The organism is Hymenobacter sp. HDW8, assembly GCF_011305775.1.
Lineage (GTDB): Bacteria > Bacteroidota > Bacteroidia > Cytophagales > Hymenobacteraceae > Hymenobacter > Hymenobacter radiodurans.
Genome location: NZ_CP049907.1, coordinates 4,050,530 through 4,068,898 on the forward strand (window position 1 = coordinate 4,050,530; position 18,369 = coordinate 4,068,898).

Annotated in this window: 14 protein-coding genes and 1 pseudogene; 5 read left to right on the plus strand and 10 right to left on the minus strand. The window is 54.7% G+C overall.

Annotated elements, in window-relative coordinates; translation table 11 throughout:
• The first annotated feature begins 113 nt into the window (after nucleotides 1-113).
• Nucleotides 114-955 (plus strand): annotated as a pseudogene (locus G7064_RS17345) (purine-nucleoside phosphorylase).
• An 83-nt stretch (nucleotides 956-1,038) separates the two neighbouring features.
• On the opposite strand, the gene G7064_RS17350 reads toward G7064_RS17345, so the two are convergent.
• From G7064_RS17350 to G7064_RS17365, 4 genes are all read right to left on the minus strand, one after another.
• Nucleotides 1,039-1,878 (minus strand): DUF4249 domain-containing protein, encoded by an 840-nt coding sequence (locus G7064_RS17350; RefSeq protein ID WP_166074565.1) that lies wholly within the window; start codon nucleotides 1,876-1,878, stop codon nucleotides 1,039-1,041.
• Between the two features lie 33 nt (nucleotides 1,879-1,911).
• Nucleotides 1,912-4,263 (minus strand): TonB-dependent receptor, encoded by a 2,352-nt coding sequence (locus G7064_RS17355; RefSeq protein ID WP_166074566.1) that lies wholly within the window; start codon nucleotides 4,261-4,263, stop codon nucleotides 1,912-1,914.
• Between the two features lie 220 nt (nucleotides 4,264-4,483).
• Nucleotides 4,484-4,792 carry a thioredoxin gene (gene trxA / locus G7064_RS17360; protein ID WP_133273654.1) on the minus strand — a complete coding sequence of 103 codons (309 nt, stop codon included), beginning with the start codon at nucleotides 4,790-4,792 and terminating at the stop codon, nucleotides 4,484-4,486.
• Between the two features lie 197 nt (nucleotides 4,793-4,989).
• Nucleotides 4,990-5,439: a hypothetical protein gene (locus G7064_RS17365; protein WP_166074567.1), complete on the minus strand. Its 450-nt coding sequence runs from the start codon at nucleotides 5,437-5,439 to the stop codon at nucleotides 4,990-4,992.
• 281 nt (nucleotides 5,440-5,720) lie between these two features.
• Between G7064_RS17365 and G7064_RS17370 the strand changes: the two genes are divergently transcribed.
• Nucleotides 5,721-6,041: an HNH endonuclease gene (locus G7064_RS17370; protein WP_133273652.1), complete on the plus strand. Its 321-nt coding sequence runs from the start codon at nucleotides 5,721-5,723 to the stop codon at nucleotides 6,039-6,041.
• Nucleotides 6,042-6,119: 78 nt separating this feature from the next.
• Nucleotides 6,120-7,187: a DUF6687 family protein gene (locus tag G7064_RS17375; RefSeq protein WP_166074568.1), complete on the plus strand. Its 1,068-nt coding sequence runs from the start codon at nucleotides 6,120-6,122 to the stop codon at nucleotides 7,185-7,187.
• Nucleotides 7,188-7,199: 12 nt separating this feature from the next.
• Here the strand turns inward: G7064_RS17375 and G7064_RS17380 are convergent, their stop codons facing one another.
• From G7064_RS17380 to G7064_RS17400, 5 genes are all read right to left on the minus strand, one after another.
• Complete coding sequence (locus G7064_RS17380; RefSeq protein ID WP_166074569.1) at nucleotides 7,200-7,718, minus strand: SMI1/KNR4 family protein; 519 nt, start codon at nucleotides 7,716-7,718, stop codon at nucleotides 7,200-7,202.
• A gap of 43 nt (nucleotides 7,719-7,761) precedes the next feature.
• A complete protein-coding gene (locus tag G7064_RS17385; protein WP_166074570.1) occupies nucleotides 7,762-11,199 on the minus strand; it encodes an SbcC/MukB-like Walker B domain-containing protein in 3,438 nt (1,145 codons plus the stop codon).
• A 130-nt stretch (nucleotides 11,200-11,329) separates the two neighbouring features.
• The gene (sbcD, locus tag G7064_RS17390; RefSeq protein WP_166074571.1) at nucleotides 11,330-12,556 is read right to left on the minus strand and encodes an exonuclease subunit SbcD; all 1,227 of its coding nucleotides are present in this window, start codon (nucleotides 12,554-12,556) and stop codon (nucleotides 11,330-11,332) included.
• Between the two features lie 127 nt (nucleotides 12,557-12,683).
• Complete coding sequence (locus tag G7064_RS17395) at nucleotides 12,684-14,132, minus strand: MBL fold metallo-hydrolase (RefSeq protein ID WP_317172784.1); 1,449 nt, start codon at nucleotides 14,130-14,132, stop codon at nucleotides 12,684-12,686.
• A gap of 240 nt (nucleotides 14,133-14,372) precedes the next feature.
• Nucleotides 14,373-14,780, minus strand: coding sequence for a multiple ligand-binding protein 1 (locus tag G7064_RS17400; RefSeq protein ID WP_166074573.1), 408 nt, complete (start codon nucleotides 14,778-14,780; stop codon nucleotides 14,373-14,375).
• A gap of 209 nt (nucleotides 14,781-14,989) precedes the next feature.
• Here G7064_RS17400 and G7064_RS17405 point away from each other — a divergent pair, with 209 nt between their 5' ends.
• Nucleotides 14,990-16,573 carry an amino acid permease gene (locus G7064_RS17405; RefSeq protein WP_166074574.1) on the plus strand — a complete coding sequence of 528 codons (1,584 nt, stop codon included), beginning with the start codon at nucleotides 14,990-14,992 and terminating at the stop codon, nucleotides 16,571-16,573.
• Nucleotides 16,574-16,648: 75 nt separating this feature from the next.
• Here the strand turns inward: G7064_RS17405 and G7064_RS17410 are convergent, their stop codons facing one another.
• On the minus strand, nucleotides 16,649-16,867 hold the full coding sequence (locus tag G7064_RS17410; RefSeq protein WP_205703431.1) for a DUF2945 domain-containing protein: 219 nt from the start codon (nucleotides 16,865-16,867) through the stop codon (nucleotides 16,649-16,651).
• Between the two features lie 176 nt (nucleotides 16,868-17,043).
• On the opposite strand from G7064_RS17410, the gene G7064_RS17415 reads away from it, so the two are divergent.
• A complete protein-coding gene (locus G7064_RS17415; protein WP_240935557.1) occupies nucleotides 17,044-18,312 on the plus strand; it encodes a dipeptidase in 1,269 nt (422 codons plus the stop codon).
• The last annotated feature ends 57 nt before the right edge of the window (nucleotides 18,313-18,369 follow it).

The following is an 18,369-nucleotide window of genomic DNA, read 5'->3' on the forward strand; positions in this document are numbered from 1 at the left end:
TATATCCTAAAAGTAATTGTTTTAGGTCGCGTCCAACATAAAAAGTAACGATTATTACTTACCCTTCACATATTGTATAGCCTACAAATTCAGCTTGTCATCATTTCGTATTCATGAATCTTACTGCTGCCCAACAAACTGCGCAATTGCGCGAAGCCGCTGACCACATCCGCCGCCAACTCGGCGACTTCCAGCCCGAATTTGGTATCATCCTCGGTACCGGCCTGGGCGCTCTGGTGAAGGAGTTGGAAATCCATCATGAGTTCTCTTACGACGACTTGCCCCACTTTTCGGCCTCGACCGTCGAGAGTCACTCCGGGAAGCTATTGGGGGCATTTTGGCGGGGCGCCGGGTGCTGGTGATGCAGGGGCGCTTTCACTACTACGAGGGCTACACCATGCAACAGGTGGTGTTTCCGGTGCGCGTAATGAAGCTGCTTGGTATCCAAAAGCTGTTTGTAAGCAATGCCGCCGGCGGGCTACATCCGGACTTTGCCATGAGCGACCTAATGCTCATCGAAGACCACCTGAATCTGCAACCGACGAATCCGCTTATCGGACCGAACCTAGATGAACTGGGCCCCCGCTTCCCCGATATGTTGGAGCCCTACGACCACACGCTACTGGCCCAGGCCCAGCGCGCGGCCCACGACTTAGGCTTCACCAATTATGTGCGCCGCGGCGTGTATGCTAGTCTGCCGGGCCCTATGCTCGAAACGCCCGCCGAGTATCGTTACCTGCGCACCATTGGGGCCGATGCCGTGGGCATGAGCACGGTGCCCGAGGTTATTGCGGCGCGCCAAATGGATTTGCCCGTGCTAGCCATTTCCGTCATCACCGATTTATGTTCGCCAGGCAAGCTCAAGAAGGTAGATATTGCCGACATTCTACGCGCCGCCGCTGCTGCCGAGCCCCGCCTCACGGCCTTGATTCGGGCGGTGATAGAACGTCAGTAGATTTTGATTTAAAGGTTCCAAAAAAGCCCCCAGACATTGTCTGGGGGGCTTTTTTGTATCATAAGGTTTGAATTAATGCTGTCTTACGGAATAACCAGTGAGCGCCTTTCGTAACTCAGAATCGTGAACACGCCTATGCCGCCCTGCACCGTGGATTGCACGGCCGCAGGCTGGCCAAAAGGGTTGCCGTTGGCATTGCGCGCGTTCTGAGTCGATTGCAGAAAGCGGTAGTAGGGCTCATCGAAGTGATAGAGCGAGACAATCAGAGAGTCGCCGGGGTCGAAGATGTAGCTGGTGCCCAAGGTCACTTCCTTGCCCTCGTTGAGGCGGTCTTCGATGGTATAATCTACTTCAGGGTCTTGGGAAATACTGTCGCGGTGAATCTGGAAGCGGTAGAAGTCGAGGGTTTCCAGCGGGTCGCGGAAACGGGCCAGCACAATTGCCTCCCGCAGTTGGACCGGCCGGTCGTTGAAGTTGAACTCCACTGTATCGAGTGGTACGGGGGTAGGCATTTTGGCGGTGCCCGTCACCACCCGACCTTTCTTATCCTTCGCCTCCAGCGTAAACACGTCGCCGGGCTGAATTAGAAGCCGATTGCGGCCGCGGTGCGTGTACACTTTGCCCGTCACGAAGTTGAAACCGGGGTCGTAGAGCAAGGTTTCGCGTTGCCGATTTGGGCCCGCTATTACCACCGTCACATCTTCCGGCACCACTGGTATGGGCGAAGAAAGATAAGGCGCCGTTTCGCTCACCGTAAGCTGGGCGCGCTGGTTAGGTTCCAAATAACACTCAATCACTAATTGCGCAGGCGCAGTAGGAATGACCACATCAATGTCCTGTTGCAGGTTTTCACACCCGACAATCCCCAGCAGCAAAGCCAGCGGTAGTACGCGCCGGATGCTGCAAGTCAGGATTGTTTTCAAACAAAGTCCCATAGATTGAACCACAGCCATCGGTCAGAATTTGAAATTGTAGGTCACGGAAGGAATAATTGGGAACAGCGACACCTGCCGAGCGCGGTAGCCAGTTACCTGCTCCGTAGCGGGGTCTTTTACCTGGTCGAAATACACGAAGTATGGGTTGCGCCGGTTGTAGGAGTTGTATACGCTAAACGTCAGATCCGACTCATCGAACCAGCGGTTAGGTTTCATATTCCATACCAGGCCCAGATCAAGGCGGTGGTAGGGCGCCAAGCGGTACGAGTTGCGGTCGGGGTAAATGGGCACGGCGGCGGCTTCGGCGCCGTACACTTCCTGAAATACAAATCGTCCTTGGGGCAACGTGGTGGGCGCGCCCGAGCTATACACGAATGATCCCGTCAGGTTCACGCGCTCCGAGAGCTGATGCAACAGCACCACTGTAAGATTGTGGCGACGGTCGTAGGTAGGGTAGAAGTCGGCGCCGTTGTTGATGCCCGTGGTGCCGCGCTGGGGGGCAAATTTGCGCTTACTCCAGGCCAGCGTGTAGCCCACCCAGCCGGTAGTGCGGCCCGTCTTCTTCTCCAGGTACAACTCGTTGCCGTAGCTCCAGCCTTTGCCAAACAGAAACTCCTGATCCAGATCGGGGTTCACAAATAGCTGGGCGCCATCTTTAAAGTCAATCTGGTTTTGAGCCCACTTATAGTACACCTCATTGGTCAGCAAAAATTGCCCCCCGCCAAGCAAAAAGCTCACTCCAGTTGCCACCTGCTGAGAGCGTTGCGGCTTCACCGACTCCCGCGACGGATACCAGATATCGGTGGGCAAGGATGCGCCCGAATTAGTTACCAAATGCGCGTACTGGTACATGAGGGCGTAGCTGGCCTTCAATGATGTGTTGGGCGTGAGCGAATAGCGCGCCGCCGCTCGGGGCTCCAGGCCCGCGTAGCGGTCGGAGCCGCTTTGGAAGGCAGTTGCTCGCAGGCCGTATTCTAGCTGTAACTTGTCGGTAGGCTTAAAGTTGTCGCTGGCATAAAGAGCGGCTTCCTGACCCCGGTAATTTACATCGGAGCCAATGTCGAGGCGCCCATCTTCGCTGCCAGCTTGCAGGCGGCCCACGCCGAAAATATGGTCGGTGGCGCTGGCCCCAAACTTAAGCGTGTGGCGCTCATTGGGCTGGTACTCAAAGTCAGTCCGGAGGGCTATATCGCGAATGTCGGAGGCAAGGTTGAAGCTGAACTGGTCGATCTTGTTGGTGACGTCGTACTCGTAGCGCGTGAATGACGCCGTGGTATTCACGAACAGCTTTGGCGAAAACACATGGTTCCAACGCAAAGCGCCCACGGTATTGCCCCAGGTAAAATCGAAGTTGAAGCTGCCAGTACTGTTGAAGCCAAACACGTCGCGGCCGTAGTAGCCTGTCAGGAAAATCTGGTCTTTATCGCCGAGCTTATAGTTGGCTTTGGCGTTGTAATCGGCGAAGTAGTAGTTAGGAATGGGGTTATACTCCGGGTCGTCGGCGTTTAGCTTATTGATTTGACGCGTAAATACATCAAAGTAGGTACGCCGCCCCGACAGGATAAATGAGCCTTTATCCTTCACAATAGGCCCTTCCACTGTAAGGCGCGAAGATATAAGGCCCAGGCCCCCGCTCACTCCCAGCTTCTTGGTGTTACCCTCACGCAGCTTTACATCCACTACCGACGATAAACGCCCCCCAAACTGCGCTGGAAAGCCGCCTTTGTATAAATCTACGCTTTGCACGGCATCCGGATTGAACACCGAAAACAGCCCAAACAAGTGCGATGGATTGTATACCACGGCTTCATCGAGCAGATACAGATTTTGGTCGGAGGAGCCGCCCCGCACGAAGAGGCCGCTGGTGCCTTCGCCACCGTTTTGCACGCCGGGCTTGAGCTGTAAGGTTTTCAGCAAATCAACTTCCCCAAACAAAGCCGGCAGCAGCTTCGCCTCGCGGGTCGTGAGGCGCTCCACGCTCATCTGGGTAGTTTGCAGCTTTTGCTCTAAAGTGCCCGAGCCCTCTACTATCACCTCCCCAAGTTCATTGGCCGCCTCCGGCAACACGAAGGAAATACGCTGGCTACGGTTTACGTTTATCTCCCGCGTCACCGTTTCGTAGCCGATAAAGGAAATGACTACCTCATAACGCCCTGTGGGTAGGGGCAGGGAGTAAAATCCCTTCTCATCGGCCGTTACGCCGGTATTCAGCGCTGGCACGGCCACGGAAGCACCCGGTAGCACGCCCTGATCGGTGGCGCCACGCACGTAGCCGCTCAGCGTAACGGTGGCTTGGGCCAGCGCCACCTGGGGCAACGTGCACAGAATCAGTAAGAAAAGGATGGACTGAACAAAGGGTACCACTACACGCATAGCTTGACAACGAACAGAATCATAAATGTACTATGCGGGCAGGGGAGCATTTAAGGACACGGTAGGATGGAAGATCAATAGCCAAGTAACGAGCGCTGGGCGAGTCGATGGGCAAATTTTCTCTGCTTGTAAACAAACAGCCGCAAAGCAAGCTAGCCCACTTTACAGCGGGATAACAGCCGAGAAGAAAAAAAGGCGATTGGGGGGCAAAATCTGTGCGTCAGTGAATCACTGACCCGATAGCCTGACTGAGCTGCTGCGCCGGCACCACCCCCGACTGCCGCCACACGGGCTGGCCTTTATGGAAGAGAATAAGTGTGGGAATGCCCTGCACGCGGAATTGCTGCGCCGCCGCTGGGTTCTTGTCCACGTCTACTTTAATCACTTTAACCTTCCCCTGATGCTGGTTGGCTACCTGCTCCAGAATAGGAGCCATTGTTTTGCAGGGCCCGCACCAGTCGGCATAAAAATCGACCAAGACCGGCATTCCGGGGCTGCTGATAAGTTCGGCAAAAGATTTTTTAGGCATGATCTGAGGTGTAAACGACGCTGGAACTATAAAAATAGGTAACCGCCAAGTGAGCAAAACGCCCCCCAGCCCCAACTTATTACTACGCAATTGCGACCAAAAAGGCACGCACTGCTACCACAGACGCACAAAAAAAGCCCGGCGCTGCAACGCCGGGCTAGTACTAAGTGAGGAAAGGAGAGAACAAAAAAAGCGAATTATTTGCGGTTATCCACTACCGTCACATCGTTGGCTACTGCTGGAAGCTCAAAACGCCCCCCAACAACCCGCTTTCCACCTACCCGGCATTCCCAGGCATACTTGCCAGGAACGGCGCGGGCGGCCTCACCTTTCTCCGTTTTAAAGTAATCGGGCTCCGAAGGCTCCGATGGGAAAAGTACATCTATCCCATTTTTGCCCTTCTCTACTTCTTTCGTCAGCAAATACTCTCTGCCCGACGTTTGATCTACTACAATAAACGTGGCCTGGTACGTACCCAACTGACCAAATTTATCCATCACACCCAGCTTGATGTACGCATCGGTCGAAACCAGCCAGGTTTGCGCGTGAGCTTTCGTCGGCGTCAGCACGATTAGAGCTAAGAAAAAACCAGCGACCCGCAGTAAAAGTGCAAAGCGCCGAGGTAAGCGAAGAGTAAGAGTTTGCATAGGGAAAGTGGTAAAAGTGTTGAAAAAGACGAGATTTATTTTTAGAACTATTTTGATGAATTTTTGAACTAGTACAGTCGGTTATTTATTTAATTCAACTACTAAACAACACATTGTAAGCAAGGTGAAGAGTTTTTTGCTTTTGTAATTAAACGTAGTGTCACAATCAAATATAGAATTTATTCGAGTAGGATCGATTGTAAGCAAAAATCTTTGTTCATCAGACTTCCTATAGAATCTCTCTGCTATCATCGGGCCAACTTCTTACATAATTGCATTTTATGCCCCGTCGTCGCTTCAAAAATGTTTCTATTAATTCTGCGGCTAATCCTGAGCCACAGTGTGAGCTATGTGAGCGGCATGTACGTTTTGTGTCGCGTCATCACCTCATTCCGCGCGAAGAAGGCGGTCGGTTTGGGCCTACTGTGGCTCTCTGCCAACCTTGCCATAGTACCGTACACCTGCTGCTTACTAATCGGGAGCTAGCCAAAAAATATGCTTCCGTGGATGCCCTTCGGGTAGCCGAGGAGCTACAAAAATATTTGCACTGGGTGCGTCGTAGTCGTATAGAGCATATCTCCAATCGTCGTAAGCGGCGCTAACCCGGCCATACTATGTGAGCAGGAATGAAGAAATTTGTTCTTGGCACATAGGTTCTTCTCTTTTTACAGATCCTGTTTTTGGCGCATTACTTTGTTCCCTTTGCCGAGGCTAAGCATCAGCCCACCATTTTAGTCGATAGCACCGGTCTGCGGGCGGCGTTGGTATTGGCCCACTGGCGCGGGGCCGCTACGCCCGTCGCCTTTCGCGACGACACCAGCGCTGGCTCAGTGCTCAGAGCTTTGCGCGCACCTCATACACCAGAAATGGTAGTACAGGCAGTCAGCGCCAACCACTTCGACATCGACGGCTTTGTCGGCGTCTGGAGCTTGCTCAATGCCGAGTTGGCCTTGCATTATGAACCGTTGCTACGTCTGGTGGCCACGCTCGGCGACTTCCGTGAGCTAGACTGGGCGAACCCGCTGGCCGATGACGCGCTGAAGCTGGTTTGCTGGCTCAATGCCAAGGAAAAGGAGTTGTTTTATCCGCCCTTTGGCGCGCCGGCCCTGCGGCGCAGCGAGGCCGAAGCTTCGGCGGAGAAATTTGCCTGGTTTCTGCCCGTTTTCGGCGAAATACTAGAAAACCCTGAGCGGGGACGCGCCGCTTGGGAACCAGAATATAACCGGGTGCGCCGCGCCATTGAGGTAATGCACAGCCCAGCTACACGTCTCACGCGCTATCCGGACTTAGGCTTATTGGTGGTGCACACGCCCGAGCCACTGCCGTATTACGCCTTGTTTGGCCCGACCAACGGCTTCGATATTGTGCTAAGCTGCTATGCCGGTCGGCGCTACGAGCTGGAGTATAAGTATACCACCTGGATTGATCTGGAGTCGCGCCCCACGCTGCCGCGCTTGTCGTTGAATGGCTTGGCCACTCGCCTCAGCAGCCTGGAAAAGCCCCCCAGCGCCTGGGTTTTTGATGCCATCACCGACACAGGCCCATTGCTGCGTCTGGGGGGCAAAAAGCTCAGCAAAGCCCAGCGTTATGCCGACCCCGACCAGCGACCCATCGAACAATCATCTATTGATGCCGAGACAATAGAAAAAGAAGTGGTGGATTTCTTTCAACAAGGCTACGCGGGCATCGCGCCCCGCCGCTATTGGACGTGGGCGGAAATGAAGGCCGTTGGAGGTGAGTTTAGCTAAGATATAATTTAGCTAATTCCATTTAGCTAACTCTTCCGGCAATAATTCATCTTCAAAAAATGTCACGTCTTCATCTCGGCTATGATATTCAAGAAGCACCGATATTTTATCTAAAAACTTTTCAAAAAAAGAACGAATACCCGGCGCTACCACTTTAAAGATGGAATCTGATTCTTCCATTTTTATTACTTGAAAATTATCTGAATTTGCATCGATTGTATAAGCAAAGCTTTCGCCTAATTCAGTAATCATAAATATAATTACTTCTTTATGCAACCCGTTAGGCTTAAGAGTCATTGGGTTTATGCTTAATATATTGAGTAGTCTTTTATTCATCAAGCCAACAACTACATAATTCAAAAAGGCAAAGCCGTTACTAAAATTATACAGCTCTATTAGCTCAGCAGGTAATTTAGTTTGCAGCTTAGACTCAATAAACTCAATCCTTAACTCGCCAGCCGGTGGATGTAATGCAACATCATCAGGATACAAAACAGCGAGTTCTTTTATTTTATTAATTATGTCTTGCATGGAGTAAATATCAATTGTTGGACAATTATTGTTTTATAAAGCGCTACTCGCTCTCCCCAAACCCAACCACGCGCAGAGTGCTAATACCGCCCACGCCTTTGCGTACATTGATTTGGGTACTCACGCGCTCTTTCAGGGCTTCTACGTGCGAGATGATTCCGATCATTTTGCCTGTGCCTTGCAGAATTTCGAGGGCAGTAAGAGCTACTTCCAGCGCGTCGGCATCGAGGGTGCCAAAACCTTCATCGATAAACAGCGTCTCAATCTGGGTTTTGTGACCTGCTAATTCCGAGAGCCCCAACGCCAGCGCCAAGCTCACCAAAAAGCTTTCACCCCCGGAAAGCGAGTTCATAGAGCGTGTGCTGTCCGCCTGATAATGGTCCACGACCAGCAAATCGAGATATTCCTGCGGGTTGCGCGTGATGCGGTAGCGCTCGGTGAGGCGGGCGAGGTGACGGTTGGCCAGCTCCGTTAGCCGCGTGAGGGTGAGGCCCTGGGCAAACTCGCTGAACTTCTTCCCATCAGCCGAACCGATAAGCTCCGCTAGCTGGCGCCAGCGCCGGGCTTCCTGCTGTTGCTTTTCCAGCGTCGCCGCTAGTTCGGCGTGACGCTCCAAACCCTGGTGATGATCTTGTAGGCGCTGCCGCCGCTGCCCCAGCTGCTGATGCAGGTCGGCTACGGTTCGCTCCGCAGTTCGCAATTGCTCCCTTATTACCTCCGCCGGTTCTGTCGTCAACTTCTTGCTTTGTTCCAGCTCCAGCTGCTGTTGGGTTTCTGTAAGAGCGCTTTGGGTAGTAAGAAGGGCACGTTCATGCGACTGTAGCTGGTCGGCGAGGCGGCGTGCTTCGGCATCGGGGAGGAGGTGCGTGCGTAGTTCCTCAGGGTTGGGGGGCAAATTTGCGGCTTGCAGATCGGCTACTAGCTTGGTATAGAGTTGATCGTGCTCCTGCTGCTCACGAGCCGTTTCCAGTTCCAACTGGCGGTGTCGCTCGTCAGCACGCGACAATTGACTTTCGTGCTCGCAGAAAGCCTGGTGGCTGCTTTCATACGCTTCCGTTAGCTTTTTTACCGCGTCCGTTAGCTGCCGACGTGCTTGCTCTACATCGGAGCCAGCAAAAAACTGCTGGCGCTGCTCCCGCCGACGCTGAATTGCCTCGTGGTGGCGCACCAGTTCTGCCTTGCGCGCAGTGAGCCAGTCCTGCGTTTGGGCAAGCGATTTTTTTAACTCTTCGCTTTGGGCCTGAACGGCGGCGCGCTGGCTTTCGGCCTTGTTCAGCGCTTCTTTGTGTTGCTCAAACTCCGTCGTCAGCTGCTCCAACTGCTCAATCAGGGCCGCGCCATTGTTTCCCGTAAAAGTGAGTTGAAAGTACGCCAGCATGCTGGTTACCTGCTCCTTAATTTTTGGGGCTCGGTCGTGAACATCCTCCAGCTTCGCGGAGAGCTTGGCTAATTCTTCAGTCGCCTGGCGTTGCTGCTGACTGGCAAGCTGCTGTTCGCCATGGGCCTCCGTGCTGCGCATGGCCGCGGCATGACGCTGCTCCTGAAGTTCGCGCAGCTGCTGAGATAGTGCGCGCGCTTGTCTGGGGGCCATTTCTTCCTCTTCCCCCGACAGCGGCCGGTGAATCTGTAGATTCTCCTTCAGAATTTGCCCCCCAGCATTCTCCAGCATGCCCGCCGCAGTCAGCAGCTTCTGCACGCGGCCATTCAGAGCTCTTACCTGTTGGCCCAATGCTTCTTCCCGCTCTTTGTCACGTTGCAGCGAATCAGCCGTTACGCCGAGCGCCCCCAGCGCAAAGGGGTGCTCCGTGGCGCCGCACAAAGGACATGGCTGACCTGCTTCCAAATAGTGCCGCGCCTCCTCATGACTTAAAATCAACTGCTGGGTCTGAACCAGCAAGCGCAGATCCGTCAGATGCTTTTCCTGCGCTGCGTGCTGCTCCTGCAAGCCTGCCACAAACTGCTGCAAACGCGCCAGCCAGGTATCCCGCTCCGCTTCTGCTTGCTGTTGGACTGTCGCTAAGTCGCCGGCCTGCTTTACAGCCTCAGTCTGCCGGGCGGTTGCCTGCGCGCTTAGCTGCTGGGCTTGTTGCAGCGCCAGGGTTTGCGTCTTCTGCTGGGTTTTGAGCTCCTGTAGCTCCCGGTCTACGTCGGCCAGGTCTTCGAGATGACTGCTAAGTTGGGGCCGAATGGTTGGCAAGTCAATGCGCCGCCCGTGCAGCGTAAGCCAAGCAGAAAGCTCTTTTAGCTGGTCACTAAGGCGGCTGGCTTGTGCTATAGCCTGCTCATAGTCAGCTTTCTGTCGCTTGCACTGTTCATTGCGTTGCTCGTACTCCTGCTTTTCCCTTGTGAGCTGGGCTTCCTCAGCCTGAATCACAGCATCCAGCTTCTCAGCTTCCAGCAGCTTCGGGTTTTGCTCCTCCTGCTGTGCCAGTGCCGCGTCGCGGGCCTGCTGTACCGTCGCCCTGCTCGCGAGTGCCACATCAAGCTGCTGCCGGAGCTGCGGACGCTTCTCCAGCGCCAGCGCCTCCTCCTCACGCATGCGCTGCAATCGGATACCAGCAGCTTGCAACAGTTCCCAAGGTGTACGAAAGGGAAGAGCCTGCTCGTGCGCGGTAAGGCGCTGCCGCAAGGGAGATAAGTTTTCCGCCTCGGCAGCAAGAGTCGCAAGGCTAGCTTGGTTTCGCTGCTGGCGGGTAGCTAAGTCAGCGAGTTTCGTGAGCCAGATTTGGGCTTCCTGTAATTGCTGCTGCGTAGCAGTGCTGGCTTGTACCCGCTGCGCAATAGCAGCCATTTCGGTTTCCAGCGCCGTTACATCCTCATCGGATAGAAGCGTAACGCCGGCCAGACCCGTCCGAAGGACCTCTACCTGCTGGGCTTCTTCCTTAGCCTTCCGAAAGGCAAAAACCGAAATATCGGAGTACTTGCGCGTATCCGTAATCTTCTCCAGCAACTGAGCCCGTTCGCCGGCGCTCGACTTCAAAAACCGCGTAAACTCGCCCTGGGCCAGCAGCACAGACCGTAGAAACTGCCGATACTCCAGTCCGCTCAGTTCCGCCACCCGCGCTGGCACCCTGGATTTGTAGCTCTCGATGATAGGCCAATTGTCCTCGGGCGCGTCAGTGGGCGTAGTGGGCTCCTCGCTCAATTCCATGCGCGAATCCTGGAGCTTGCCCTCAGCTTTTTTGCGCGCCCGATACTGACCCCACTTCGAGCGGTAGCGCCGCCCGTTCACCTGAAATTCCACCTCGGCCCAGCTCTCGCCCGTACCGTGGCTCATGACCTGCTCTACGCCACCCTCATGGCGCGGCACCTGACCATAGAGAGCCAGCGTAATAGCATCAAGAATAGTGGTTTTGCCGGCACCCGTGGGGCCGGTAATAGCAAACAGCCCTGCATCGGAAAGAGGCGAATGGCTGAAATCTATTTCATGCTGTCCGCGCAGCGAGTTAAGATTAGAGAAACGGACGCGGAGTATTTTCATTTACTTATAAAACCAAATGATAAGCGGTCATGCTGAGCTTGTCGAAGCATCTCTACCGCAATGGTAATCTCAACTAAGCGGTAGAGATGCTTCGACAAGCTCAGCATGACCGCTTCTTTAAAAGGTAGGACTACCCTTGTCGCATCAGTTCCAGTAACTCATCAAACGCGCCCAATAGCTCTGTGCGCGCTTCTTCCGGTTCTTCCTCCAACCGTTTCTCGAACACTTCGCGTTCGGTAAAATCGTGGAGGCTGCGGGTAAGCGGTTCGGGCTCCTCGCCGAGGGGGCGAAGTGTGAGCAGGCGAAAGTGGCGACGCGCAAGAACTTCCAGCTGAGTGCGGTCGAGTTGGGTGATGACGGCCAACAGCTGCTGAGCTACTTCCAGTTGCGAAAGCTCCGAGCGCACTTCTACATCGGCCCAGGCTGGCAGTTGGTAGCCGGTGTTGTCGTAGGCCGCCAGGAGTACCAGTACTTCATCAAGCGGTCCGTGGAAACGAATCAGCCGCCGGGCACTGGGCACGGGCAGAGCTTCGATGGCAAGGCTCTGGGGGGCAAATTCCAGCAGCAATACTTCTTTGGGATGATCTATCTCCGAGAAAGACAGCGGAATTGGCGAACCCGAATATCGAATATGCTCGCGTCCACCCACGCGTTGGGGGCGGTGCAGATGCCCCAAGGCTACATAATCGAACACAGCCGGGAAGTGGTCGGCGGTGACCTGACCAAGATTTCCGACGTGAATAGTGCGCTCCGAATCGGAAGGCGAAGCGCCAGCTGCGTAAAGGTGACCGGTGGCCAACACGGGCACACCAGCAGCTTTTAACTGCCACACCATTTCTATTTCCGATACGCGGGCGTAGTGATCAGCAATGCCTTGGCGAATCCGTGTTTCCCGTTCTTCTGCTTCCTCGCCGGGCACCGACAGGCGCACGTCCCGGTCGCGGAGGAAGGGAATGGCGCACACCACAAGCCCCGGCTTTCCATCGGCGTTATCTAGTACAATTACTTGGTCCTCAAAACAATCGGGTACGCACCCGACCACGTGTACGCGCAGGTGGCGCAGCAAGCGGGCGGGCGCGTTGAGCGTCGCCGGCGAATCGTGATTGCCGCCTACCAGCACAATGTCGCGGCAGTCAGTGGCCTGCATTTGTAGCAGAAAGGAATAATAAAGCTCCAGAGCCGCATTGGAGGGCGAGCCGGTATCAAAGATGTCGCCGGCCACTACCAACACTTCCACGCGCTGAGCCTGAATGGTTTCAACCAACCAACGCAGAAAATGACGGTGCTCCTCGGTACGCTCGTGGCCGCCATTGAAGCGTTGGCCCAAGTGCCAATCGGCGGTATGTAGTACACGCATAGACTTCAAAGGTAAAGCGCAAACAGGAGGTTCCCACAGCACAAAAACGCTGAGACACCCTGAAGATCACAAATGACCTCAGCGTGCCTCAGCGTTTTTACTCTGAGAGACGTTTGTGCAAGCTCGACTAATGCACGGCCTGCGACTGAAACTCTGTCACGGCTTCACCTAAGTCAAACACCTCTGCTTGAGGCAGGGCCACTTGCAATATGCTGCTGCCCGCCGCCGAGCGGTAACCGCCGGCGCAGTGCACCAGAATTGGCTTGTCGGTGGGCACTTCGTGGGCTCGTTCGCGGAGCTCCGGCAGCGGAATTTTCAGCGCTTCCGGGAAAATAGGTTGCTGGGTTTCGGCGCGGTTGCGAATGTCTACGATAGTAAAGTCTTCGGGCCGCTCGCGCACGCGGGCAACGTCAAGGTCGGGACTGTTGGCCGGTAGTTGAGCAGGAGTGAGGAGCGCGCCTGCAATATTGGTTTCGTAGCCAATCTTAGCCGCTTTGCGAATCACGGCATCCAGGGCAATCTGCGTGTCGGCCAGCAGGTAGAACTTCTCCTTTGGACCGACGATTGAGCCGAGCCAGGTTTCAAATTTGCCCCCGTCCATCAGATTAATGGCTCCCGGCAAGTGACCAGCACGAAACTGAGCAGCCGGCCGGGTGTCAATAATCAGCGTGCTGGGCACCAACTCAGAAGCCGAATGTACGCGCGGTACGGCCCGCACGCTATCCTCAAACGGCTGAGCGCCCAAGCGGTTCAGCACTACATCGTGCCCAAAATACTTAGGTACAAAAGGCTGATCCTCAAGCAGTACTTTAATAAACTCCTCCTGCGACATCGGCTGCAGGGCGTAATTGGTTTTTAGCTCTTTACCAATGCTGCTGTCCAGATCGGTGCTGGTAGTTTTGCCGCAGAGTGAACCGGGGCCGTGGGCCGGATAAACGCGCGTAGTGGGGGGCAAAGTCATCAGCTTTTGACGGGTGCTTTGGTAAAGCTGGCCGGCTAGCTCTTCGCGCTTGTGGCCACCTACGGCTTCTTCCTCGCGTAAGTCGGGGCGGCCTACATCACCCACGAAAAGGGTGTCGCCGGTGAATACGGCGCGGGTTTGGCCCAGCTCATCAATCAGCAGAATAGAAATACTGTCGGGTGAGTGGCCAGGCGTGTTCAGTGCGTGCAACTCAACGGTTCCAAGCGTGATGCGGTCGCCGTCGTCAAAGGGCTGGTGCGGATAGAGTGCTTTTACCAGCTTGCTGCAATAAATAGTGGCGTCGGTTTCCTCGGCTATTTCGAGGTGGGAGGAAACGAAGTCGGCGTGCGGATGGGTCTCAATAATGGCTACGATGGTAGCGTCGTGCTCGTCGGCGAAATCGTAGTAAGGTTGCGGATCGCGGGCTGGGTCGATAATGGCCATGTAGCGGCCGGAGCGGATAATGTAGCTAGCGTGGGCAAGGCCCTTATCATAAAACTGTTGAATCTGTACCGACCCGGTACTACTGGGCAAAGGGCTCATGGTGGTAGGTTGTGGTGGCGAGGCAACGCCTTCCGTAACGGAGAGGCGGCCGGCGGCTAGACCAGCGCTCATTTTCAAATATAAGAAGGCGCAGCCTTCTCTAACAGAAACTGCGAAAAACCAACCTAAGTTTACTCATCAAGCAAATGATTGTCAAGCGAATACTTGGTTAAATTAAGTGCAGAGCTTCGGCTATATGCGCTTCACTGTGAACGTGCCGGCTTCATCGCACCCATTGCGCACCGCTTGGACTTCACATAAAAAAGCCCCCCAGCCGAGTGGCTGGGGGGCTTTTTGCTACTGCTCGGGCGTTTAGCCGCGGGCTTTCATTCTGCCGCCTTTGCGGTTGGCCATACGCTCGGTACGCTGTTGTTCGTACTTGGCGTACTGGTCAGCAGTCAGGATAGATTTGAGCTGAGCATCGTGCCGGTCGCGGGCGGCTTTGGCTTTCTGGCGGTTTTCGACATTCTTGGCACGCACGGCATCCATCTCCTTGGCTTGCGCCAAGTTCAATTGCCGTACTTTCTCCGTTTGCTCAGCGCTCAGGCCCAACGACTTGGATAGGTTAGCGGCCCGGGCTTCGGCGCGCTGCTCCGGGGTTTTATTAGCCATCTGTCCGCGTTGAGCACGGCCCTGGGCTGGCTTGGCGGCTGGAGTTTGGGCAAATGCAGCGCCAGCAGTCAGAGTGAAAGCAGCGAACAGGATGAGCATCTTTTTCATGGGAAGTGAGTCTGTGGGTGAAATTTGATGCTTGGATGCAGATGCCATTCCAAGGTTTAATGGCCCCAAGCCAAGAGCAGATTATATCTGTTGGCGCCGCCTGAACCGGAATATCGCCTATATTCGGGCCACGCAGCCGCTATTTAGGGGCCGCTATTGCCTCTTTTCACTCCAATTCTCACCTTCTATTTCTCCTCTTTTCTTCCTTTATGGCAAACATTTTCGCCAAAAAACCCCTGGCTCAGCTGCTGGGAGAAGCTAATAGTTCCGGCGAAGGCACGCTGAAACGTACCCTCGGCGCCCTAAATCTGATGGCACTGGGCATCGGGGCCATCATCGGAGCTGGCCTGTTTGTGCGCACGGCGGCGGCGGCGGCCCAGGCTTCCGGTCCGGGCGTTACGCTGGCCTTCATCGTGGCTGCCATTGGCTGCGCTTTCGCAGGCTTGTGCTACGCCGAGTTCGCCGCGATGATCCCCATCGCTGGCTCGGCTTACACGTATGCCTACACCACCATGGGCGAGTTTGTCGCCTGGATTATAGGTTGGGCGCTGATTATGGAGTACGCCTTGGGTGCCGCTACGGTGTCTATTGCCTGGAGCGAGTACCTAAATAAGCTCTTGGAAGTCTTTGGCACCAGTATACCCTACAACTTAAGCCACTCGCCCTTCGAAAGCGCCGTGGTGGATGGCGTAACGCAGCACGGACTCATCAACCTGCCAGCCTTGTTGGTTATCGTGGCGTTATCGCTGCTTCTTATCAAAGGCACGCAGGAGTCGGCAGCTTTCAATGCTATCATCGTGGTAGTGAAAGTGGCTATCGTTCTGATCTTCATTGCTGTAGGCTGGCAGTTTATCGACCCAGCTAACCACACGCCCTACCTGATTCCTGAGAACGCCGAGCCAGTGAAAAACGCGGCGGGCACTGTCGTGCGCGAGTACACGGCTTGGAATAAGCATGGCTGGGGCGGCGTATTGGGCGGTGCGGCCATCGTATTCTTTGCCTTCATCGGTTTCGATGCTGTGAGTACTGCTGCGCAGGAAGCTAAAAACCCTAAGCGCGACATGCCAATCGGTATTTTGGGGTCGTTGGCCGTGTGTACTGTTCTGTACATTCTCTTCGGCCACGTGCTGACGGGCGTTGCCAACTGGCGCGAATTTGCTGACCCAGCTTTGGGCGGCGAAGCATCGGTAACCTACGCTATTTCGGCCCACATGCCCGGCTTCGGCTGGCTGGCTACGGCCGTAACGGTGGCTATTCTGGCCGGCTTCTCTTCGGTTATTCTGGTAATGCTCATGGGCCAAAGCCGCGTGTTTTTCTCGATGGCAAATGACGGCCTCATGCCAAAAGCCTTCTCGGAGTTGCACCCTAAGTTCCGCACGCCCTATAAGTCTAACTTAGCGTTGCTAGTGTTTGTGGGTGCTTTTGCTGCCTTCGTACCCGGCTCTTTGGCCGGTGACCTGACCTCTTTTGGTACGCTGCTGGCTTTCGTGCTGGTGTCGGCTGGCGTGTGGATCATGCGTCGCACCGATCCGCAGCAGCACCGCCCGTTCCGTTCGCCGCTGTCGTCGCCCGCTTTCCCCTTCGTGCCAATTATGGGCATCGTAGTGTGCTTAGGCATGATTGCCGCCCTCGATGCGTTCACTTTGAAAGTGGCAATGGGCTGGATGCTACTCGGTTTCATTGTGTACTTTATCTATGGCAAGCGCAATAGCAAGCTGCAACAAGGCATTGTAGTAGTGCCGGTTGAGATGGAAGAACAAGCCTTTATCGAGCCCGACAAAGACAATTTGTAATATCGATTTTGAGCACAAAAAAGCCCCCAGAACAACTCTGGGGGGCTTTTTTTGCGCGGTCAACCAGAGAATAGGTTATTTCTTCTTGGTGGCAGCGGTTACTTCGCTTTGCAGCTTCACCACTTTGTCGCCGTTTTCCTGCACAATCACGAAAGCGGGGTTCTCGGCGGTGCCGTTGCGGGTAATGTCGCTGCCTTTGATCTTTTTAGTGACGGATTCCTTGTGGACTTCCTCGATTTTGCCGCTGGCCGTGCCAGTGCCATATTTCCAGGTAACGGTGGTGCCTTTGCGCATGGGAATTAGGAGCTTAGTGCTTGATACGTACTGCTGTGTTTGCTATAAACCGTGTACTCAGGTAGTCAGCACATTGTTGCGAAGCGGGCTAGGATAATGCGGCGCAACCGGCCTATGGCTTACCAGCTTCAAATGAGTACTTTAGGCCGCCAGTCTTGTACCTCTAGCCATACTTTATGCCCAAAAGTTACGTAGCCGCGCTGCTCTTCTTTGTTACGATGATTGGCGACCCAGCTTATGCCCAAACTGCCACAAAGCAACAAGCTAAGGCCCGCAAACTGCACGAGCGGCTTTATACAGTGGATAGCCACGAAGACACTCCTAATGAAAATCTGCTGAACCCTCGCTTTGATCTGACGAAAGATAATAACCCCGACTCTGCCCAGGTTGATTTGCCCAAAATGCGCCGGGGTGGCCTCGACGCCGCTTTCTGGGTGGTGTATATGGGGCAAGGGCCGCGCAACGAGGAAGGTACGGCAGTAGCCCAGCAGCAGGCGCAGGCAATGTTTTCGGGTATTGAGAAGGCCGTGCAAACTCATCCTGCGGAGTTAGCTATGGCTACTACGCCTGCCGAAGCGCTAGCCTTAGGCAAAGCTGGCAAGCGGGCCATCTTTATTGGAATGGAAAACGGCTTTCCCGTCGGCCGCGATTTAAACAAAGTGCAAGCCTACTACAATCAGGGAGTGCGCTACCTCACACTGTGCCACTCATCCAATAACGAAATATGCGACTCCGCTACCGACCCTAAAGGCCCCGAATATCAGGGTCTGAGTCCGTTTGGGGAGCAGGTGGTAGCTGAGATGAACCGCCTAGGCATGATGGTCGATATATCGCACACCTCCGACTCGACTTTCTACGATGTACTGCGGCTTTCACGCGTGCCGGTCATTGCCTCTCACTCCAGCTGCCGCGCCTTGGCCGATGTGCCGCGTAACCTTTCCGACGAAATGCTGCGCGCCTTGGCTCGGAATGGTGGAGTAATTCAGATTAATTTTTACGGGCCTTATGTAAAGACGGAAGCCAAAAGCCCCGAGCGAGTGGCGGCTGAGCAGGCTTTCTTCGTTAAATGGCAAATCAAAACATCGTTGAATGTTTACGGCTTACCTGCCGAATCGCAGAAAGAGGCTTTAGCTGAGCTGCGCCAATTACAGAAGCAATTTCCGGTGCCATTGGCTACCGTTCAAGATGCCGCCAACCAAATTGACCACGCCGTGAAAGTCGCCGGCATCAACCACGTAGGCATCGGCTCCGACTTTGATGGCGGCAGCGTGCTGACCGGCCTGCGCGATGTAGGCGACTTGCCCGCTTTGACGGAGGAGCTACTGCGACGGGGCTACTCGCGCCGAGACCTTGCTAAGATTTGGAGCGGCAACCTATTTCGGGTGATGAGAGCAGTAGAGAAGGGCAAAAGCCGCCCGGCTACGGCTTCCACCTCTAAACCTTAGTGCATGAATTACTGGTCCGTAGCGGGGCTTATTTCTACATTTGATCTGATGCCGACT